Here is a 17,493-nt window from a genome sequence, read left to right on the forward strand (position 1 = left end):
ATACGCTCGAGGGAAGACGATGAAACGCTACGGACCTCTTCACGCTGTGCCTGACGGGCTCGCGATCGGCGATCCCGGTCGGCGTCACCTCGTCCTCGGCGTGGACACCATCAGTCACCGAGATGGACCCGCCGTGACGCAGCAGGTCGACTGGTCCGAGATCCGGGGTGCCACCCTGGACCTGAGGACCACACGGTTCCCGTTCCCCGGCGCGTTCTCGGGCCTGTGGAGTTCCGTCCTGGTCATGATCACGCAGACCGACCCGGACCTCGACCTGGCGCCCGGCACCGCCGTGCTCACGACGGACCACGGGTCACTGCGCCTGCATCTGGACCGGCACCACCCCGGCGGTTACTGGCATCCCATCGTGTCGAGGACCCAGCTGCTCATGGACCGTCTGGTCGAGGATGCCGCGTCCCGCCCGCTGCTGCGTCAGTCGAACGCTGTGCTGGACTCGATCGTCTCCTCGGTCCGCCGCGCGCGGGTCGCCTAGCGATCCGCGCGACGGAGCAGTGCTCGCCGCTTGCGGTGGAGCCGCCACCAGCTGAACGAGCTCCGCGCCTGGATACGGCCGAGCTCCACCAGACTCGGGAGCCCTCGAGAGGCCAACTCGCGCGAGATCGCATCGGAGTCGTCCGTGCTCCCGTGCGCCTCGATGACGGCATGCGCCTGCGTAACGCGTTCGCTCGACAGCGGGTGCGCCGCGATCTGAGAATCGACCTTGGCGATCCTCCGTGCGAGCTCCTCAGGTTGCACGGCGATCACTTGCCCAGTGCGCAGGCGAGCGCGGCCGCGCCGAGGCCACCCCAGATCGTGCCGGTGGCGAAGGCCTGCGTGATCTGCGGCCCCTTGAGCCCGAGGCCCAGGAGGCACTTGAACACCCACGGAGCGATCCAGATCGGATCCGCCACCACCGGGTAGGCCACCCCCGCCGCGCGGTGATCGACGACCTGGATGAGCGTGGAGCCCTCGATCTCGTAGTGCGTCGCGACAGGGTCGCCGTCCGCGTCGAGTGCCCAGGCATCCGCGACCACGGCGATGACAGTGCCGTCAGCGGCGAGGACCGCGGCCCCGTCCTCGGTCGATCGCAACGCCTCGCCGACGCCGAGGTCGACGTCGTACTCGAGATGCTCCGGCGCGTCGGCGGAAGTGATCGTCGTCAGCATCTGCACACCCGTGTCACCGACGATCACAGAATTGGTCAGAGACTCACCCGGGTAGGTCACCGCCCCACCCTGGAGGAGGACGGCATCGCCCGCCGCGTCCGCCTCGGGAAGATCGATCGTCAAGGGCGACCGCCCGGGAGAGTGTATGGACACCCCGTCCGTCAACCGCGACGGGACGCCGATGGTGCCCTGGCTGGTCTGCACCGTCCCGGTCCCGGCTCCATCGGATGCAGCAAGGAGCAGTGACTCATCCAGATTCGCCAGTGATTGCGCAGCGACGGCGAGCGAGGCCGCGTCGACCTCGTCGTCCGCCGATGCGATGGAGGGGGATGCCACGATGGTCGACGCCAGGAGCGCTGTAACCATCGTGAGGGAGGCGGTGCGGCGCCAGGAACGTGTCATCAGGGTCTCTTCCGGTGGAGCGATCAGGTCACAGAATGGTGATCTCCCCGACGCTAACGACGGGTCCGAAGGTCCCGCGCCCGCCTTTCGGCGGAAACTTTCGAAGGTGTCCGTGCCCCGTAACACTGCGCTGACCCTCCCCATCGGCCGGGAGAATAGTCGTATGGACTGGCAGACCTCGGAAGACACGGTGCCCTCGGCTCCGGTGACCGAGGCAGACGCCCGGTCGCTCCTCGGGCGCCCACCGGCGACCGGCGCCTGGCGTGACGGCGACCCGATCGGGGAGCGCAGGTTCGCGCGGTTCGGCGCGTTCACCACCGAGAGCGGAGCCAGCCTCCCCGGCATCCGTCTGGCGTACGAGACGTGGGGCGAGCTCTCCTCCGCCCGCGACAACGCCGTGCTGATCCTGCACGCCCTCACCGGCGACAGCCACGTGCGCGGCGACGCCGTCCCCGGGCACGCGACCGAAGGCTGGTGGGGAGATGTCGTGGGCCCCGGAAGGGCCATCGACACCGACCGCTGGTTCGTCGTGGCGCCGAACATGCTGGGCGGATGCCAGGGGTCGACCGGCCCCGCGAGCATCGCCCCGGACGGCTACGAGTGGGCCTCCCGCTTCCCGTTCCTCACGATCCGCGACCAGGTCGCCGCGCAGGTCATGCTGGCGGACGCCCTCGGCATCGACGTCTGGGCGGGAGTGATCGGCGGCTCGATGGGCGGCATGCACGCCCTGGAGTGGGCGGTCGGGCACCCGGAGCGGGTCGAGCGCCTCGGCGTGCTCTGCTCGCCTCCGACGACGACGGCCGACCAGGTCGCACTGAACTCCGTCCAGCTCGCGGCGATCCAGATGGATCCGCGCTTCGCGGGCGGCAACTACTACGACGCCCCCGACGGCGACGGACCCCACCGGGGGCTCTCGCTCGCGCGCCGGATGGCGCTTCTGAACTACCGCACCCCGACGGAGCTGAATCAGCGCTTCCAGCGGTCCTGGCAGTCCGACAAGAGCCCCTTCGGCGAAGGCGGTCGCTACGCCGTCGAGAGCTACCTCGACTTCCACGGCAACCGCTTCACCCGGAGGTTCGACGCGAACTCCTACCTGACCCTCGTCGAGGCGATGAACTCGCACGACGTCGGACGCGACCGCGGCGGCGTCGAGGAGGCCCTCGCCCGGGTGACGGCACGCACCCTCGTGCTCGGGGTCGACAGCGACCGCCTGTTCCCTGTGGAGGGGCAGCACCGCATCAGCCGCGGCATCCGCACCACCATCCATGACGACACGGTCGTCCTCTCGAGCGACTTCGGTCACGACGGCTTCCTCATCGAGACCGAACCCGTCGGACGCCACCTTCGACGCCTGCTCGAGAGCTGACGTCCGACTACCGCGGCGCGAGATCCGGGGAGATCCGCGTGCCGAACGTGTGGCGCAGCGCCGACCGCGCCGCATGCCACCCGGCCAGGCCGTGCACACCGGGCCCCGGACTCGTCGACGCCGAGCACAGGTAGACCCCGTCGAGCGGCGTGCGCCACGGCTCACGCGACACGACCGGCCGTTTGAGCAGCTGCCAGAGGGCGGGAGCCCCCGCCGCGATGTCCCCGCCGGGGTAGTTCGGGTTCTCGGTTTCGACCTCGACCGCGTTCCGCGAATTCATGCCGACGATCAGGTCGCGGAAGCCGGGCGCGAACCGCTCGATCTGCCGGATGACGGCGTCGGCGCGATCGGCGGTGCTCCCCGAGGGGACGTGCGTGTACGTCCAGAGCACATGAGCTCCGGCGGGGGCGCGCGACGAATCGAACCCCGACGGCTGCGCGACCAGCACGTAGGGAGCGTCGGGAAGTCCGCCGCGGGAGATGAGGTTCTCGGATGCCGCCATCTCGGCGCGCGTGCCGCCGACGTGGACGGTGCCGGCCGAGCGGACCTCCTCGTTCGCCCACGGGACGGGGCCTGAGAGGGCGAAGTCGACCTTCGCGACCGCGCCGCCGTAGCGGAAGCGCTCGAGGGCGCCCCGGTAGCCGGCGGGAACGGCGTCGCCCGCGATTCGGAGGAAATCGCGCGGGACGACATCGAGCAGGACGGCCTTCGCATCGGGCAGCTCCCGCAGCGACTCGACCTCCTGATCGGTGACGATCTCGCCGCCGTGCTCGCGCAGGTCGTCGGCCATGGCGTCGACGATGCTCTGACTGCCGCCGATCGGGATCGGCCACCCGCGCGCATGCCCGTAGGTCGAGAGTGCGAGTCCCGCTCCCGCCGCCGCCAGGCTCGGGAGCGACAGGATCGTGTGCGCGGCGACACCGGTGAGCAGGGCCGGAGCGGCATCCTCCGCGAAGCGCGCGTTCCACAGCCCGCTCCCCTGTTCGAGAGCCCGCAGGCCGAACCACACGGCGGCGGCCGGATCGGCGGGTACGCGCAGCAGCGGATGACCGGTGAAGTCCGAGACGCCGGACGCGCGCTCCACGAGCGGGCGCATCAGGCGCGCGTACGCGTCGCCGTCGCGGCCGAGGCTCTCGGCGGTGCGGTCGAGGTCGCGGTAAGCGATCGCGGCCCGGCCGCCGTCGAGGGGCTGGGCGAACGAGGCGTCGGGGACGGCGAAGTCGACGCGCCTCCCCAATCCGAACTCGCGGAAGAAGCGGCTCTCGAAGGCGAGCGGGTGCACGGCCGAGCAGACGTCGTGCAGGTAGCCGGGGAGGGTCATCTCCATCGTGCGCGCGCCGCCGCCGATGGTGCCGCCCTTCTCGTACACACGCACGCTGAGACCGGCACGGGCCAGGGTGACGGCCGCCGCGAGTCCGTTCGGACCCGCGCCGACCACGATCGCGTCGAGGTCGCTCACTCGCCGACGCCCTCGTCCTCGGCGGTGGTCTCATCGGTCGGGCGCGCGGCGCGCCCCTCGGCGAGGTAGGCGAGGCGGTGGAGGGTCTCGGCGTTCCGCAGCTGCAGGGCGATGTCGAGGAGCGCGGGCGGGATGAGACTCCCGGGTCCCGCGACGGCCTCTTCCTGGATGCGGACGACGGCGCCGTCGCGGTGCGGCCTCACCTGGATGTCGACCTGCGCCTCACCCATCGGCCACCCCTTCGCACGGAGGAGGAGGTGACGCGGCGGGTCGTACGCCAGCACCTCGGTCTCGTCGTCGATCAGAGCCGGCCACACGCCGAACGAGTGGTGCAGGTGCGAACCGACCTCGGGCCAGCTCTCGGCGACTTCTCGCATCCGGGACGCGCCGACGACCCACGACGGGAAGAGCCACCCGTCGCCGAGCACGGCGAAGACGTCGTCAGGGGTGCAGGCGAACACGCGCGAGTTGCGGGACATGCCTCCGACGCTAGCGACTGAGGCCGAGCGTCACGGACGGGGTTGCGCCCTCGGACGAGGCGTGTCAGACCTCGGCCGGGGTGCGCGCGGCCGAGCGGCGTTCGAGGCCGATGCTGAGGGCGGCGATCCCGAGTCCGCCGAGGGCCAGCAGCAGCCCCACCCAGACGGGAGCCGTGAAGCCGAGTCCGGCCGCGATGACGGCGCCGCCGAGAGCCGCACCGACCGCATTGCCCGTGTTGAGGGCGGAGTGGTTCAGGGCGGCGGCGATCGACTGGTTGTCACCGGCGACGTCCATCAACCGGGTCTGGATCGTCGGGCTCACGGCCGACGATGCGAAGGCGACCGCGAAGACGAAGACGATCACGGTGACGATCCACCCGGCGGTCAGCGCGAGGAGCAGCTGGGTGACGACGAGGAGGGCCAGGAGCCCGAACATCGATCGGATCAGGTTGACGTCGGCGAGGTGACCGCCGACGAGGTTGCCCGCCGTCATCCCCAATCCCAGGATCACGAGCACGACGGGGACGAGCCAGGCGGGTGCCCCGGCGGCCTCGGTGACCAGCGGCGAGACGTACGTGTAGACCGCGAAGAAGCCCCCGAAGCCGATCGCGCCGATCCCGAGCGCGAACCACACCTGTCCGATCCGGAACACCCCCAGCTCGGCCCGGAGCGTGCGCGACGGCTCCCCGGGGCGGTGCGGGACGGTGAGGGCGATCGCGAGGGTCGCGGCCGCGAAGATGAGGACGACCAGCACGAACGCCCAGCGCCAGCCGAGGTTCTGACCGAGGAACGTACCGAGCGGAACGCCGACGACGTTCGCCACCGTGAGGCCCGTGAGGACGAACGCGACGCCCTTGGCGCGGTTCCCCGGCCCCATGACATCGGCGGCGACGAGCGCACCGATCCCGAAGTACGCGCCGTGCGGCAGGCCCGCGAGAAGACGGGATGCCGCGACGAGCTCGAACGTCGGCAGGATCAGCGTCAGCGCGTTGCACACGGTCAGAGCGCCGGCCAGGAGCACCATGACGCGGTGACGCGGGTACTTGGCCACGGATGCGGCGATCGTCGGAGCTCCAATGACGACGCCGAGGGCGTAGAGCGTGATGAGCCATCCCGCCTGGGCGATCGCGTCCTCCTGCGAGCTCGCCCACGCGGTGGGAAGCAGCTCGCGCGCGATCTCGGGCAGCAGCCCCATCACGACGAACTCGGTCATCCCGATGCCGAAGCTGCCGATGGCCAGCGCCAGGAGGGCGCGGCGAGGATGGGTCGGCGTCGAGGTCACTCAGGGATCGTAGTCCCGCCCCGCTCCTCGGGACGAATCGATTCGAGCGCGGACTCGAGGCGCTCGATCTTGCCGTCGATCTCGCCTGTGTACCCCGGACGGATGTCGGCTTTCAGCACGAGCGAGACACGCGACCCGAAGGGTTGGACGGCGTCGACCGCGCCCTTGACCACGGCCATCACCTCGTCCCACTCCCCCTCGATCTCGGTGAACATGCTCGTGGTCCGGTGCGGCAGGCCCGAGGCGCGGACGACGGCGACGGCCGCTGCCACGGCGTCGTGGACGGAACCGTCCGGATTGCCGTTGCCGGACGGGGCGACGGAGAAGGCGACGATCATGGGGAACCTCCGGATCTGTGCATCAGTGGATGGAACGGACGGGAACGGGTAGGCGGACGAGACGGACGACCATCCACACCAGCAGCGCGATCAGCGCGAGGTTGCGGAGCGTCAGCACGCTCACGGCGACGACCTCGGGAGCCACGATCCCGTTGTAGAGCACGGGATAGACGAACTGGGTGAGGCCGGCCGACACCAGCACGAGGGCTCCGGGCGCGATCCACCGTCGACGATCGACGACGAGCCCGAATGCGACGATGGCGAAAAGCCACGTCTGGAACTGCGGCGAACCGACCTTGTTCACGACGATGAGGACGGTCGTGAGCGCGAGGCCCAACGTCGGGAACAGCCGCACGAAAGGGACGTGCCGACGAGCCTTGATCGCACCGATCCCCACGACCGCGACGGCGGCGAGGACGAGCACGGGCGTCATGAGCGCCGACACGGTGCCGAGGAAGGGCCCCGACACCTGGAAGGTGAGGATCCCCTGGTCGTAGTAGACGCTCCAGCCCTCGAGGCCGAGGAGTGCACCCCAGAGGTAGACGGCGCTCACCGGTGCCTCGACCTGCAGTCCGCGTCCGGTCTGACCGGTCACGAAGCCGAGGGCGTGGTCGGCGCCTCCCGCGGCGACGACGACGCCGATGACGACCACGCTCACCATCACCCCTGCCCCGAGGATGACGCTGCGCCGACGGACCGCGACGACCGCGGCCCCGACGAGGGCGGCGGGCCAGATCTTGATCCACGTCGCGGCAGCGAGCAGCGCACCGGCGACCCCCGGCCGGCGCAGGAGCCACAGGCATCCGAGGATCGCGAGCGGAACCGAGACCGCGTCGATCCGATACATTCCGACGGGCCCGAGGGCGACGGTCGCCGCGAGCCAGAACCCCGCCGCGCTCAGGCGCCCGATCGAGCGACCCGCGCCGACCAGGATCGCGAAGGCGACCGCGTCGAGGACCGTCACGAGGATCGCCCACCCGACCGTGTAGCTTCCGACGAGCGCTCCGGGCACGTGCGCGAGGAGCATCGGCAGGAGCGCGAGATGCGGATACACCCAGTCCTGCGTGACGCCGACGATCCCGCCGCCCGAGAACACGGCCTGCGACCAGGGTTCGTAGACGCGGTAGACGTCGCCCATGGGCTCGTTCGGCAGAAGGAAGCCGAGCGCACCGACGACGAGGTGGACGAGGGCGAACGCGGCCCAGAGCAGCACGCGGTTCGTCACGCCCTCCAGCCTAGGGCGATGCGCTCGCGTCACCCGGCGAGCGCCGCTGCGACGGCGTGCGGCAAGTGCTCGGCGACGTCGAGCGCGACGATCGGTCCTCCGCCGTGGGACGCGACGGCGAGCGCGGCCGCGTGTCCGTGCAGCCAGACGGCGGATGCCGCGGCCCGCTGCAGTGCGCCGAGGTCACCCGGCGACGTCCCGTGTCCGATGACCCCGGCGAGGACGGCACCGACGGTCCCCGCGAGGACGTCGCCCGTCCCAGCGGTCGCCAGCCACGACGTCGGCGCGGCGATCTCGATCGGGTCGATCCCGGGTGCGGCGACGACGGTCGTCGCCCCCTTCCGAACGACGACACCGCCCAGCGCGGCCGCGGTACCGGCGACGTCGTCGACGTCCGGATCGAGTCCCAGCAGAGCGCGCAGCCGGGCGTGCTCGCGACCGTGCGGCGTCGCCACGACGGGGGCCGGCGCATCGACGGCGAGGTCCAGCGCCCCGGCGTCGACGACGACGGGGACGTCGGCCGACAGGATGCCGACGAGCGCCGCGCGTTCGCGCGCCGAGCGGTGCGCGGCATCCGTCCCGGACCCGATCACCCACGCCTGAACGCGGCCGTCCGCGGTCACCGTCTCGGGCCGCCGGGCGAGGATGTGGTCGGCCGCCCGCGCGGGTCCCAGGTATCGCACCATCCCCACGCCGGTGCGCCACGCCGCCTCGACGCCGAGGACCGCAGCTCCCGGGAAGGCGGCCGAACCGGTCCGCATCCCGACCACACCGCGGGAATACTTGTCGTCGTCCGCCGTTGGCTCGGTGAGGACGGCGGCGGTGTCCGCCCTGTTCCACATCCGCGCCGTCATGGCGCCCACCCTATGCGACGGAGTCTGCTCATGACCCTCCTCTTCCGCCCGCTCGAGCTGTCCGGTACGACCGCCCGCAACCGGCTCTGGGTCTCGCCCATGTGCCAGTACTCCGCCGTCGACGGCGTGCCGAACGACTGGCACCACGTGCACCTCGCTCAGTTCGCGAACGGCGGCGCCGGGGTGGTCATCGCCGAGGCGACGGCCGTCGTGCCGGAGGGACGGATCACGCCGTCCGACACAGGGCTGTGGAACGACGCGCAGCGGGATGCCTGGGCTCCCATCGTCGCCGCGATCCACTCGCGCGGAGCCCTCGCCGGCGTCCAGCTCGCTCACGCGGGCCGGAAGGCGTCGACCCACCGCCCGTTCGACGATGCGCGCGGCAGCGTCGCCGTCGCCGAGGGCGGCTGGACGACCGTCGCCCCCTCAGCGATCGCGTTCGACGGCTACGCCGAGCCCGTCGCCCTCGACGCGAGCGGGATCGACGCCCTCGTGGTCGCGTTCGGCGACGCCGCTCGCCGCGCCGACGAGGCCGGCTTCGACCTGCTCGAGATCCACGCGGCGCACGGCTACCTGCTGCACCAGTTCCTCTCACCGCTGTCGAACGAGCGCACCGACGAGTACGGCGGATCGTTGGAGAACCGCGCCCGCCTGCTTCTGCGGGTCGTCGACGCGGTTCGGGATGCCGCACCCGGCCGCACCCTCGCGGTCCGCTTCTCGGCGACCGACTGGGCCGACGGCGGCTGGAACGTCGACGAGACCGCGACCGTCGCCGGCTGGGTCGGCGAGCGCGGGGCGAGCGTCATCGACATCTCGACCGGCGGACTCGTCGCGCATCAGAAGATCACGACCGGGCCGGGATACCAGGTTCCGTTCGCCGCGACCGTCCGCGAGCGCACCGGGCTCCTCGTCACGGCCGTCGGCGAGATCGTCGACGGCCCGCAGGCCGAGGCCGTCCTGCAGGACGGACTCGCCGACGCGGTCATGGTCGGCCGCGGCTGGTTGCGGAACCCGCACTTCGCCCTCCAGGCCGCGGACGACCTGGGCGACGCGGAGGCTGCGGCGCTGTGGCCGCCGCAGTACCTCCGCGCCCGCCGGCGCTGAGCCCCGTCAGAGGCGACGCGTCGCGTCGTGCACTTCGCCGACGAGTTCCTCGATGATGTCCTCGAGGAACAGCACGGCCGTCGTCTCACCCGCCGAGTCGCGCACCTGCGCCAGGTGACGGCTCGACCGGCGCATGAGGGCGAGGGCGTCCTCGAGGTCGGTGGCCTCGCCGATGGGGATCATGTGGTGGATCCGCTTGGGCTTGATCGGCTGGGCGACCGTGTCCTCGGAGTCCTCCCCCTCGGCGGCCCGGAGGACGTCCTTCAGGTGGACGTAGCCGAGCGGCATCCCCTCGTCGTCGACGATCACGTACCGCGAGAAACCGTGACGAGCGACGGCGCGCTCGATCTCGTCGGGCGTCGTGTGCTCGGGCAGGGTGACGAGCTCCGAGAGCGGGACCGCGACATCCTTCGCCTTCTTGTCGGTGAACTCCACCGCCGCAGCGACCGCGCCCGAGGCGTCATCCAGCACGCCCTCGATGCGCGACTGGTTCACGATGGTGGCGACCTCGTCGAGCGTGAAGGTCGAGGCGGCCTCGTCCTTCGGCTCGACGCGGAACAGCCGCACGACGTGGTTCGCGATCCAGTTGAGCGCCACGATGATCGGGTGGAACACCCGTGACACGAACACGAGCGGCGGCGCGAGCAGCAGCACGGCGCGATCCGGCAGCGAGAACGCGAGGTTCTTCGGCACCATCTCGCCGAACACGACGTGCAGGTACGAGACGAGCAGCAGCGCGATGACGAAGCCCGTGACGTCGACGACCGCGTACGGCAGCCCGATCGCCTCGAGCGGCACCGCGAGCAGGTGATGGATCGCCGGCTCCGACACGTTCAGGATCAGCAGTGAGCAGATCGTGATGCCGAGCTGGCACGTCGCCAGCATGAGCGTCGCGTGCTCCATGGCCCACAGGGCCGTCTTGGCCGAGCGCGAACCCTTCTCGGCGAGCGGCTCGATCTGCGAGCGTCGCGCCGAGATGACGGCGAACTCGGCTCCGACGAAGAAGGCGTTGGCCACCAGGAGGACGACGAGCCATGCGATTCCGACCCAGTCGTTCATCGACCCTCACCCCCCTCGGTCTCGGCGCCGACCGGCACGGGAGCGGGCACGAACTTCACGCGGTCGACGCGGCGACCGTCCATCCGCTGCACGGTGATGGTCCCGTCGTCGAGGGTGATCTGGTCTCCCACCGTGGGGATGCGCTCCAGCGTGGCCATGATGAATCCGCCGACCGTGTCGTAGACGTCGCCTTCAGGCACGCGGATGCCGGTGCGGTCGAGCACCTCGTCGGGGCGCAGGTCTCCCGGGAAGATGATCGACCCCTTGGCGCGGACGACGCCGGCACGGCTGCGGTCGTGCTCGTCGAGCACCTCGCCGACGATCTCCTCCACGAGGTCCTCAAGGGTGACGACACCCGCAGTGCCGCCGTACTCGTCGACGACGATCGCCATCTGGTACCCGCGCGAGCGCAGTTCGGACATCAGACCGTCGAGGTGCACGGCTTCGGGGACGCGCAGCGGCTCCTCCGCGATCGCGGCGGCCGGGACGTCCGCGCGTCGGTCACGCGGCACGGACACCGCTTGCTTCAGATGGACGATGCCCGTGATGTCGTCCATCGACTCGCCGTACACGGGGAACCGGCTGTGGCCGGTGCGTCGGGCGAGCTGGATGACGTCCTCGACGCTGTCATCGGCGGCGACGGCGTGGACGCTGGGTCGCGGGGTCATGACGTCAGCCGTCGTGAGACGTGAGAACGTGAGCGTGCGGTCGAGCAGCGACGCGGTGTCCTCCTCGAGGACGCCGGCGCTGGCCGAGCGGCGGACCAGGCTCGACAGCTCTTCCGCGGTGCGGGCACCGGAGAGCTCCTCCTTGGGCTCGACGCCCATGGCACGGAGCACGGCGTTCGCGCTGCCGTTGAGCAGCTGGATGGCGGGCTTGAAGACGGTCGTGAAGACGGTCTGGAACCCGATGACGAGCTTCGCGGTCTGGCGGGGAACCGCGAGCGCGAAGTTCTTCGGGACGAGCTCGCCGATGATCATCGAGAAGATCGTCGCCGTGGCCATGGCGACGACGGTCGCGATGGGGCGGGATGCCGCTTCCGGCACACCCCACGACTCGAACACCGGGTTCAGCAGATTCGAGAGCGCCGGTTCCATCGTGTAACCGGTGAGGAGGGTCGTCAGCGTGATGCCGAGCTGTGCGCTCGAAAGATGCGTCGACGTGATCCGCAGCGCGTTGATCGTGAGCGACAGTCGGCTCTCGCCGGCGGCGCGGCGCGACTCGAGGTCGGCCCGGTCGAGGTTGACGAGTGCGAACTCACTGGCGACGAACAGGCCGGTTCCCACTGTCAGGAGCAGCCCCACGCCCAACATGACGTAGTCCATCACACGTCACCCCCGATCATCGGGGAGCAGGGTCGGTGGGGCGAAGGTCTACTGGGAGGGTCGTCCATTGTGGGGATGATTCTACGGCACCGCGCGCGTCGCGCGGGCGCGTTCTCTCACCAGCTGACCGGCAGCGCTTTGCCCTCTTCGTAGCCGGCCGCGGACTGGAAGCCCACCGTCGCCCGTTCGTGGAAATCGGCGACGGTCGCCGCTCCCGCGTAGGTGAACGAGGAGCGGACCCCCGAGGTGATCATGTCGAGGAGGTCCTCGACGCTCGGCCGCAGGGGGTCGAGGTAGATCCGCGACGACGAGATGCCCTCGGCGAACAGTTCCTTTCGAGCGCGCTCGAACGGGTCGAGACGGCCGAAGCGTCCCTGCACCGCCTTCGTCGACGCCATCCCCCACGACTCCTTGAACACGCGCCCCTCGGCGTCGACGCGCAGGTCGCCAGGCGCCTCGATCGTGCCCGCGAACCAGGATCCGATCATGACGGATGCCGCTCCTGCCGCGAGCGCCAGAGCGACGTCGCGGGGGTAGCGGACGCCGCCGTCGGCCCACACGTGCGCGCCCGCCGCGGCGGCGGCCTCGGCTGTCTCGAGGACAGCCGAGAACTGCGGGCGTCCGACGGCCGTCATCATGCGCGTCGTGCACATCGCACCGGGTCCCACGCCGACCTTGAGGATCGTGGCGCCGGCCTCGACGAGGTCGCGCACCCCCTCCGCCGTCACGACGTTCCCCGCCACGATCGGGAGTCCGAGGTTCTCGGCGGAGACGGCGCGGAGAGCACGGATCATGCTCTCCTGGTGCCCGTGCGCCGTGTCGACCACGAGCGCGTCGACACCGGCGGCGGCGAGCGCGCGGGCCTTCGCCGCGACGTCGCCGTTGATCCCCACGGCCGCGGCGACGATCAGCCGCCCCTCACCGTCGACGGCGGGCCGGTAGAGCGACGAGCGCAGGGCGGTCCGTTGCGACAGCGTGCCGACGAGATACCCGTGCTGCACCACCGTGACGATGTCGGCCTCGGCCGCGATCAGCAGGTCGAACGCGGCACGCGCGGTGTCGACGTCGTCCGCGTCGATGGATGCCGCGCGCCCTCGCACGAGGTCGCCGAGACGAGCGTCGGGCAGGGCGGTGCCCAGGCGCTCGGCCGGCACGATGCCGAGGATGTCGTCCCTGTGGACCCGCTCCGCGCGGGGCGCGACGACGATGCCGTGTCCCGTCGCTGCCGGTAACAGGGCCGCGGCGTCCGCGACCAGGGCCTCGGGCGGGAGCACGAGCGGCGTGTCCCAGCGGACCGGCTGCTCCTTGACCCACCGGATGCCCGCATCCACATCCTGCAGCGCCATGTCCTGCGGAAGGACGGCGAGTCCGCCGCGACGCGCGAGGGTCGCGGCCAGCCGGGGGCCGGTGACGGAGTTCATGTTCGAGGCCACCAGCGGGATGGTCGCGCTCGTCCCGTCGTTCGGAGAGAGGTCGACGTCCAGCCGGCTCGTCACGTCGGAGCGCCGCGGGACGAGGAACACGTCGGAGTAGGTCAGGTCGCCCGCAGGCCGCTCGCCGGAGAAGTGCATACACCCACGCTAAGCGACGGGGAACCCCTGTGTCCGGGCGGCCCGTGCGGGTCGGAGGGGGGACAACCTGGGATACCCTTGACGTCTGTGCGCGAGGCCGCGCGAGGCCCGCACATTTCGAACGTCGACGACGAAAGCAGGCGGAACCGTGTCCAGTCAGGCGACCGGCGTGGGAACTACGAGCGACGGGGAGTTCGGAGCCAACGAATGGCTCGTCGCAGAGCTGTACGAGCAGTACAGCCGCGACAAGAACTCGGTGGACAAGGAGTGGTGGCCGGTCCTCGAGGCCTACACCCCCGATGCCCCCTCCGGCGGAGCCGGCGCAGCGAGCGCCGCACCGGCCGCATCCGCTCCGGCAGAGCCCGCAGCCGCGCCCGCCGCTGACTCTCGTCCCGCTGCCACCGGCGTCCAGCCCGTGGCACGCACGACGGCACGGCCTGCCGCGCCCCAGCCGATCCCCGCCGAGGCCCCCAAGGCCGCCCCCGCGGGCGAGAAGGCGACCCTCGAGGACACCGTCACCCCGCTGCGCGGCCTGCCGAAGACCCTCGCCGCAAACATGGACGAGTCGTTGACCGTCCCCACCGCGACGAGCGTGCGCACGATCCCCGCGAAGCTGATGATCGACAACCGCATCGTCATCAACAACCACATGTCCCGCACGCGCGGCGGCAAGGTGAGCTTCACCCACATCATCGGGTGGGCGCTGATCCAGGCCCTCAAGGCGTTCCCGACGCAGAACGTCTTCTACGCCGAGGTCGACGGCAAGCCGTCCGTCGTCGCGCCGGCGCACATCAACCTGGGCATCGCGATCGACCTCCCCAAGCCCGACGGCACGCGAGCCCTCATGGTCCCGAGCATCAAGCAGGCCGAGACCCTCACCTTCGGCGAATACCTCTCCGCCTACGAGGACCTCGTCCAGCGCGCCCGCAAGAACAAGCTGACGGCGGCCGACTTCCAGGGCACGACGGTGTCCCTCACCAACCCCGGCGGCATCGGCACGGTCCACTCCGTGCCCCGGCTGATGAAGGGCCAGGGCTGCATCATCGGCGCCGGCGCCCTCGACTACCCGGCGGAGTTCCAGGGTGCGAGCGAGAAGACGCTGGGCGAGCTCGGCATCGGCAAGACCATCACCCTGACGAGCACCTACGACCACCGCGTCATCCAGGGTGCCGGCTCGGGCGAGTTCCTGAAGATCGTCCACCAGCTCCTCATCGGGCAGGAGGGGTTCTACGACGACATCTTCGCGGCCCTCCGCATCCCGTACTCCCCCATCCGCTGGTCGAGCGACATCAAGGTCGACATCGCCGAGCGCGTGGACAAGACCGCCCGCGTCCAGGAGCTCATCAACTCCTACCGCGTGCGCGGCCACATGATGGCCGACGTCGACCCGCTCGAGTACGTCCAGCGCACGCACCCCGACCTCGAGATCGAGAACCACGGGCTGACGTTCTGGGACCTCGACCGCGAGTTCGTCACGAACGGCTTCGGCGGCAAGCGCACGATGAAGCTCCGCGACATCCTCGGGATCCTCCGCGACTCTTACTGCCGCACCGTCGGCGTCGAGTACATGCACATCCAGGACCCGACGCAGCGCAAGTGGTTCCAGGACAACCTCGAGATCAAGTACCAGAAGCCCGGCCACGACGAGCAGCTGCGCGTCCTCGGCAAGCTGAACGAGGCCGAGGCGTTCGAGACCTTCCTGCAGACGAAGTTCGTCGGCCAGAAGCGCTTCAGCCTCGAAGGCGGCGAGTCGCTCGTCCCGCTGCTCGACCAGATCCTCCAGGGCGCTGCCACCGAGGGCCTCGACGGAGCCGCCATCGCGATGGCGCACCGCGGCCGTCTCAACGTCCTCACCAACGTCGCCGGCAAGACGTACAGCCAGCTCTTCCGGGAGTTCGAAGGCTCGGTCGCCGTCGGTTCGAAGAGCGGGTCCGGCGACGTCAAGTACCACCTGGGCACGCAGGGCACCTTCGTCGCCGACGGCGGCGACGAGCTCCCCGTCTACCTCGCGGCGAACCCCTCGCACCTCGAGACCGTCGACGGCGTCCTCGAGGGGATCGTCCGCGCCAAGCAGGACCGCCTGCCCATCGGCTCGTTCTCGTGGCTGCCGATCCTCGTCCACGGTGACGCGGCTTTCGCCGGCCAGGGCGTGGTGATGGAGACGCTGCAGATGTCCCGTCTGCGCGGTTACCGGACGGGCGGCACGGTCCACGTGGTCGTCAACAACCAGGTCGGCTTCACGACCCTCCCGCTCGACGCGCGCACCTCGATCTATGCGACCGATGTCGCCAAGACCATCCAGGCGCCGATCTTCCACGTGAACGGCGACGACCCCGAGGCCGTCGTCCACGTGGCGGAGCTCGCGTTCCGGTACCGCCAGGAGTTCAACCGCGACGTCGTCATCGACCTCGTCTGCTACCGCCGCCGCGGACACAACGAGGGCGACGACCCCTCGATGACGCAGCCTCTGATGACGAACCTCATCGAGGCGAAGCGATCGGTGCGCAAGCTCTACACCGAGGCGCTCGTCGGTCGTGGCGACATCACCGAGGAAGAGTACGAGAAGGCCAAGCAGGACTTCCAGAACCGCCTCGAGATCGCCTTCGCCGAGATCCACGCCGCTCAGACCGGGACCTCGCCCGTCGTCTCCGACGAGACCCAGGCCGAGCCCGCGGTCGGCGAGCCCGACTCCACCGCCGTCGACCGCGAGGTCATCGAGCGCATCGGTGACGCCTTCGTCAACAAGCCCGAGGGCTTCACTGTGCACACGAAGCTCCAGCAGCTGCTCGACAAGCGCCACGACATGAGCCGCAACGGCAAGATCGACTGGGGCTTCGGCGAGCTGCTCGCGTTCGGCTCGCTCCTGGCCGAAGGGTCGAACGTGCGCCTCGCTGGGCAGGACGTCCGCCGCGGCACGTTCGTGACCCGTCACGCCGTCATGCACGACCGGGCGAACGGCCAGGAGTGGCTGCCGCTGGCGAATCTGAGCGACAACCAGGGACGGTTCTACGTCTACGACTCGCTCCTCAGCGAGTATGCGGCGATGGCCTTCGAGTACGGCTACTCCGTCGAACGCGCCGACACCCTCACCCTGTGGGAGGCCCAGTTCGGTGACTTCGCCAACGGCGCGCAGTCGGTCATCGACGAGTTCATCTCCTCGGCCGAGCAGAAGTGGGGCCAGCAGTCGGGCGTCGTGCTCCTGCTCCCCCACGGTTACGAGGGCCAGGGACCGGACCACTCTTCGGCGCGCATCGAGCGCTACCTGCAGATGTGCGCGCAGGACAACATGACCGTCGCACGTCCCTCAACGCCCGCGTCGTACTTCCACCTGCTGCGCCGCCAGGCCTACGCTCGTCCGCGCCGCCCGCTCGTGGTCTTCACCCCGAAGGCGATGCTGCGTCTGCGGAACGCGACGAGCCCCGTCGAGGACTTCCTCGAGGGTCGGTTCGAGCCGGTGATCGACGACGAGCGTTCGCTCGATCGCGAGGCCGTCACCCGCGTCCTCCTCCACGCCGGCAAGATCCACTGGGACCTCGCCGCGGAGCTGGAGAAGAAGCCGAACGAGAAGGTCGCGCTCGTGCGCCTGGAGCAGTACTACCCGGCCCCGATCGAGCAGCTGAACGCGGTCCTCGACAGCTACCCGAACGCGGAGCTCTACTGGGTCCAGGAGGAGCCAGAGAACCAGGGCGCCTGGCCGTTCATCGCCCTCGAGGTGGTCAAGCACCTCCACGGCCGGACGATCAAGCGGATCTCGCGGTCCTCGGCGGCCTCCACGGCCACCGGCTCGCCGAAGGTGCACGCGCGACAGCACGCCGAGATCATGGACGAGGCGCTCAACTTCTGAGCCTGCCGATCCGGATACG

General features: G+C 70.4%; 15 protein-coding genes. 4 read left to right on the forward strand and 11 right to left on the reverse strand.

Going from position 1 to position 17,493, the window contains the following annotated elements; translation table 11 throughout:
- Window positions 1–19 precede the first annotated feature (19 nt).
- Window positions 20–493 (forward strand): hypothetical protein, encoded by a 474-nt coding sequence (locus ABCU91_RS13460; protein WP_413354113.1) that lies wholly within the window; start codon window positions 20–22, stop codon window positions 491–493.
- On the opposite strand, the gene ABCU91_RS13465 is transcribed toward ABCU91_RS13460, so the two are convergent.
- Window positions 490–765 carry a hypothetical protein gene (locus ABCU91_RS13465; RefSeq protein WP_406923657.1) on the reverse strand — a complete coding sequence of 92 codons (276 nt, stop codon included), beginning with the start codon at window positions 763–765 and terminating at the stop codon, window positions 490–492. The genes ABCU91_RS13460 and ABCU91_RS13465 overlap by 4 nt on opposite strands.
- Window positions 762–1,568, reverse strand: a complete 807-nt coding sequence (locus tag ABCU91_RS13470; protein ID WP_413354114.1) for a hypothetical protein — start codon at window positions 1,566–1,568, stop codon at window positions 762–764. The genes ABCU91_RS13465 and ABCU91_RS13470 overlap by 4 nt, the downstream gene beginning before the upstream one ends.
- A gap of 163 nt (window positions 1,569–1,731) precedes the next feature.
- On the opposite strand from ABCU91_RS13470, the gene metX reads away from it, so the two are divergent.
- Window positions 1,732–2,934, forward strand: a complete 1,203-nt coding sequence (gene metX / locus ABCU91_RS13475; RefSeq protein ID WP_413354115.1) for a homoserine O-acetyltransferase MetX — start codon at window positions 1,732–1,734, stop codon at window positions 2,932–2,934.
- Window positions 2,935–2,941: 7 nt separating this feature from the next.
- Here metX and ABCU91_RS13480 read toward each other — a convergent pair whose 3' ends face one another.
- From ABCU91_RS13480 to ABCU91_RS13505, 6 genes are all read right to left on the reverse strand, one after another.
- Window positions 2,942–4,393, reverse strand: a complete 1,452-nt coding sequence (locus tag ABCU91_RS13480; RefSeq protein WP_307462213.1) for a phytoene desaturase family protein — start codon at window positions 4,391–4,393, stop codon at window positions 2,942–2,944.
- Entirely contained in the window at window positions 4,390–4,872 is a 483-nt protein-coding gene (locus ABCU91_RS13485) for an SRPBCC family protein (RefSeq protein WP_413354116.1), read from the reverse strand. Before ABCU91_RS13485 ends, ABCU91_RS13480 begins: the two co-directional genes overlap by 4 nt.
- Before the next feature lie 64 nt (window positions 4,873–4,936).
- Window positions 4,937–6,154, reverse strand: a complete 1,218-nt coding sequence (locus ABCU91_RS13490) for an MFS transporter (protein WP_406923653.1) — start codon at window positions 6,152–6,154, stop codon at window positions 4,937–4,939.
- Window positions 6,151–6,492 carry an MTH1187 family thiamine-binding protein gene (locus ABCU91_RS13495; RefSeq protein WP_406923652.1) on the reverse strand — a complete coding sequence of 114 codons (342 nt, stop codon included), beginning with the start codon at window positions 6,490–6,492 and terminating at the stop codon, window positions 6,151–6,153. Before ABCU91_RS13495 ends, ABCU91_RS13490 begins: the two co-directional genes overlap by 4 nt.
- Window positions 6,493–6,514: 22 nt before the next feature.
- Window positions 6,515–7,717 carry a hypothetical protein gene (locus tag ABCU91_RS13500; RefSeq protein ID WP_413354117.1) on the reverse strand — a complete coding sequence of 401 codons (1,203 nt, stop codon included), beginning with the start codon at window positions 7,715–7,717 and terminating at the stop codon, window positions 6,515–6,517.
- Between the two features lie 29 nt (window positions 7,718–7,746).
- Window positions 7,747–8,580 carry an NAD(P)H-hydrate dehydratase gene (locus tag ABCU91_RS13505; RefSeq protein WP_413354118.1) on the reverse strand — a complete coding sequence of 278 codons (834 nt, stop codon included), beginning with the start codon at window positions 8,578–8,580 and terminating at the stop codon, window positions 7,747–7,749.
- A 21-nt stretch (window positions 8,581–8,601) separates the two neighbouring features.
- Between ABCU91_RS13505 and ABCU91_RS13510 the strand changes: the two genes are divergently transcribed.
- The gene (locus ABCU91_RS13510) at window positions 8,602–9,675 is read left to right on the forward strand and encodes an NADH:flavin oxidoreductase/NADH oxidase (RefSeq protein WP_413354119.1); all 1,074 of its coding nucleotides are present in this window, start codon (window positions 8,602–8,604) and stop codon (window positions 9,673–9,675) included.
- A gap of 6 nt (window positions 9,676–9,681) precedes the next feature.
- On the opposite strand, the gene ABCU91_RS13515 is transcribed toward ABCU91_RS13510, so the two are convergent.
- The 3 genes from ABCU91_RS13515 to ABCU91_RS13525 all read right to left on the reverse strand — a co-directional run bounded on the left by ABCU91_RS13515 (window position 9,682) and on the right by ABCU91_RS13525 (window position 13,630).
- Window positions 9,682–10,734: a hemolysin family protein gene (locus ABCU91_RS13515; protein WP_091355757.1), complete on the reverse strand. Its 1,053-nt coding sequence runs from the start codon at window positions 10,732–10,734 to the stop codon at window positions 9,682–9,684.
- Window positions 10,731–12,059, reverse strand: coding sequence for a hemolysin family protein (locus tag ABCU91_RS13520; protein ID WP_413354120.1), 1,329 nt, complete (start codon window positions 12,057–12,059; stop codon window positions 10,731–10,733). The genes ABCU91_RS13515 and ABCU91_RS13520 overlap by 4 nt, the downstream gene beginning before the upstream one ends.
- Window positions 12,060–12,175: 116 nt before the next feature.
- A complete protein-coding gene (locus tag ABCU91_RS13525) occupies window positions 12,176–13,630 on the reverse strand; it encodes a GuaB1 family IMP dehydrogenase-related protein (protein WP_413354121.1) in 1,455 nt (484 codons plus the stop codon).
- A 148-nt stretch (window positions 13,631–13,778) separates the two neighbouring features.
- Between ABCU91_RS13525 and ABCU91_RS13530 the strand changes: the two genes are divergently transcribed.
- Window positions 13,779–17,474, forward strand: a complete 3,696-nt coding sequence (locus ABCU91_RS13530) for a multifunctional oxoglutarate decarboxylase/oxoglutarate dehydrogenase thiamine pyrophosphate-binding subunit/dihydrolipoyllysine-residue succinyltransferase subunit (protein ID WP_413354122.1) — start codon at window positions 13,779–13,781, stop codon at window positions 17,472–17,474.
- Window positions 17,475–17,493: the final 19 nt, after the last annotated feature.

The organism is Microbacterium phoenicis, from assembly GCF_047302325.1.
Lineage (GTDB): Bacteria > Actinomycetota > Actinomycetes > Actinomycetales > Microbacteriaceae > Microbacterium.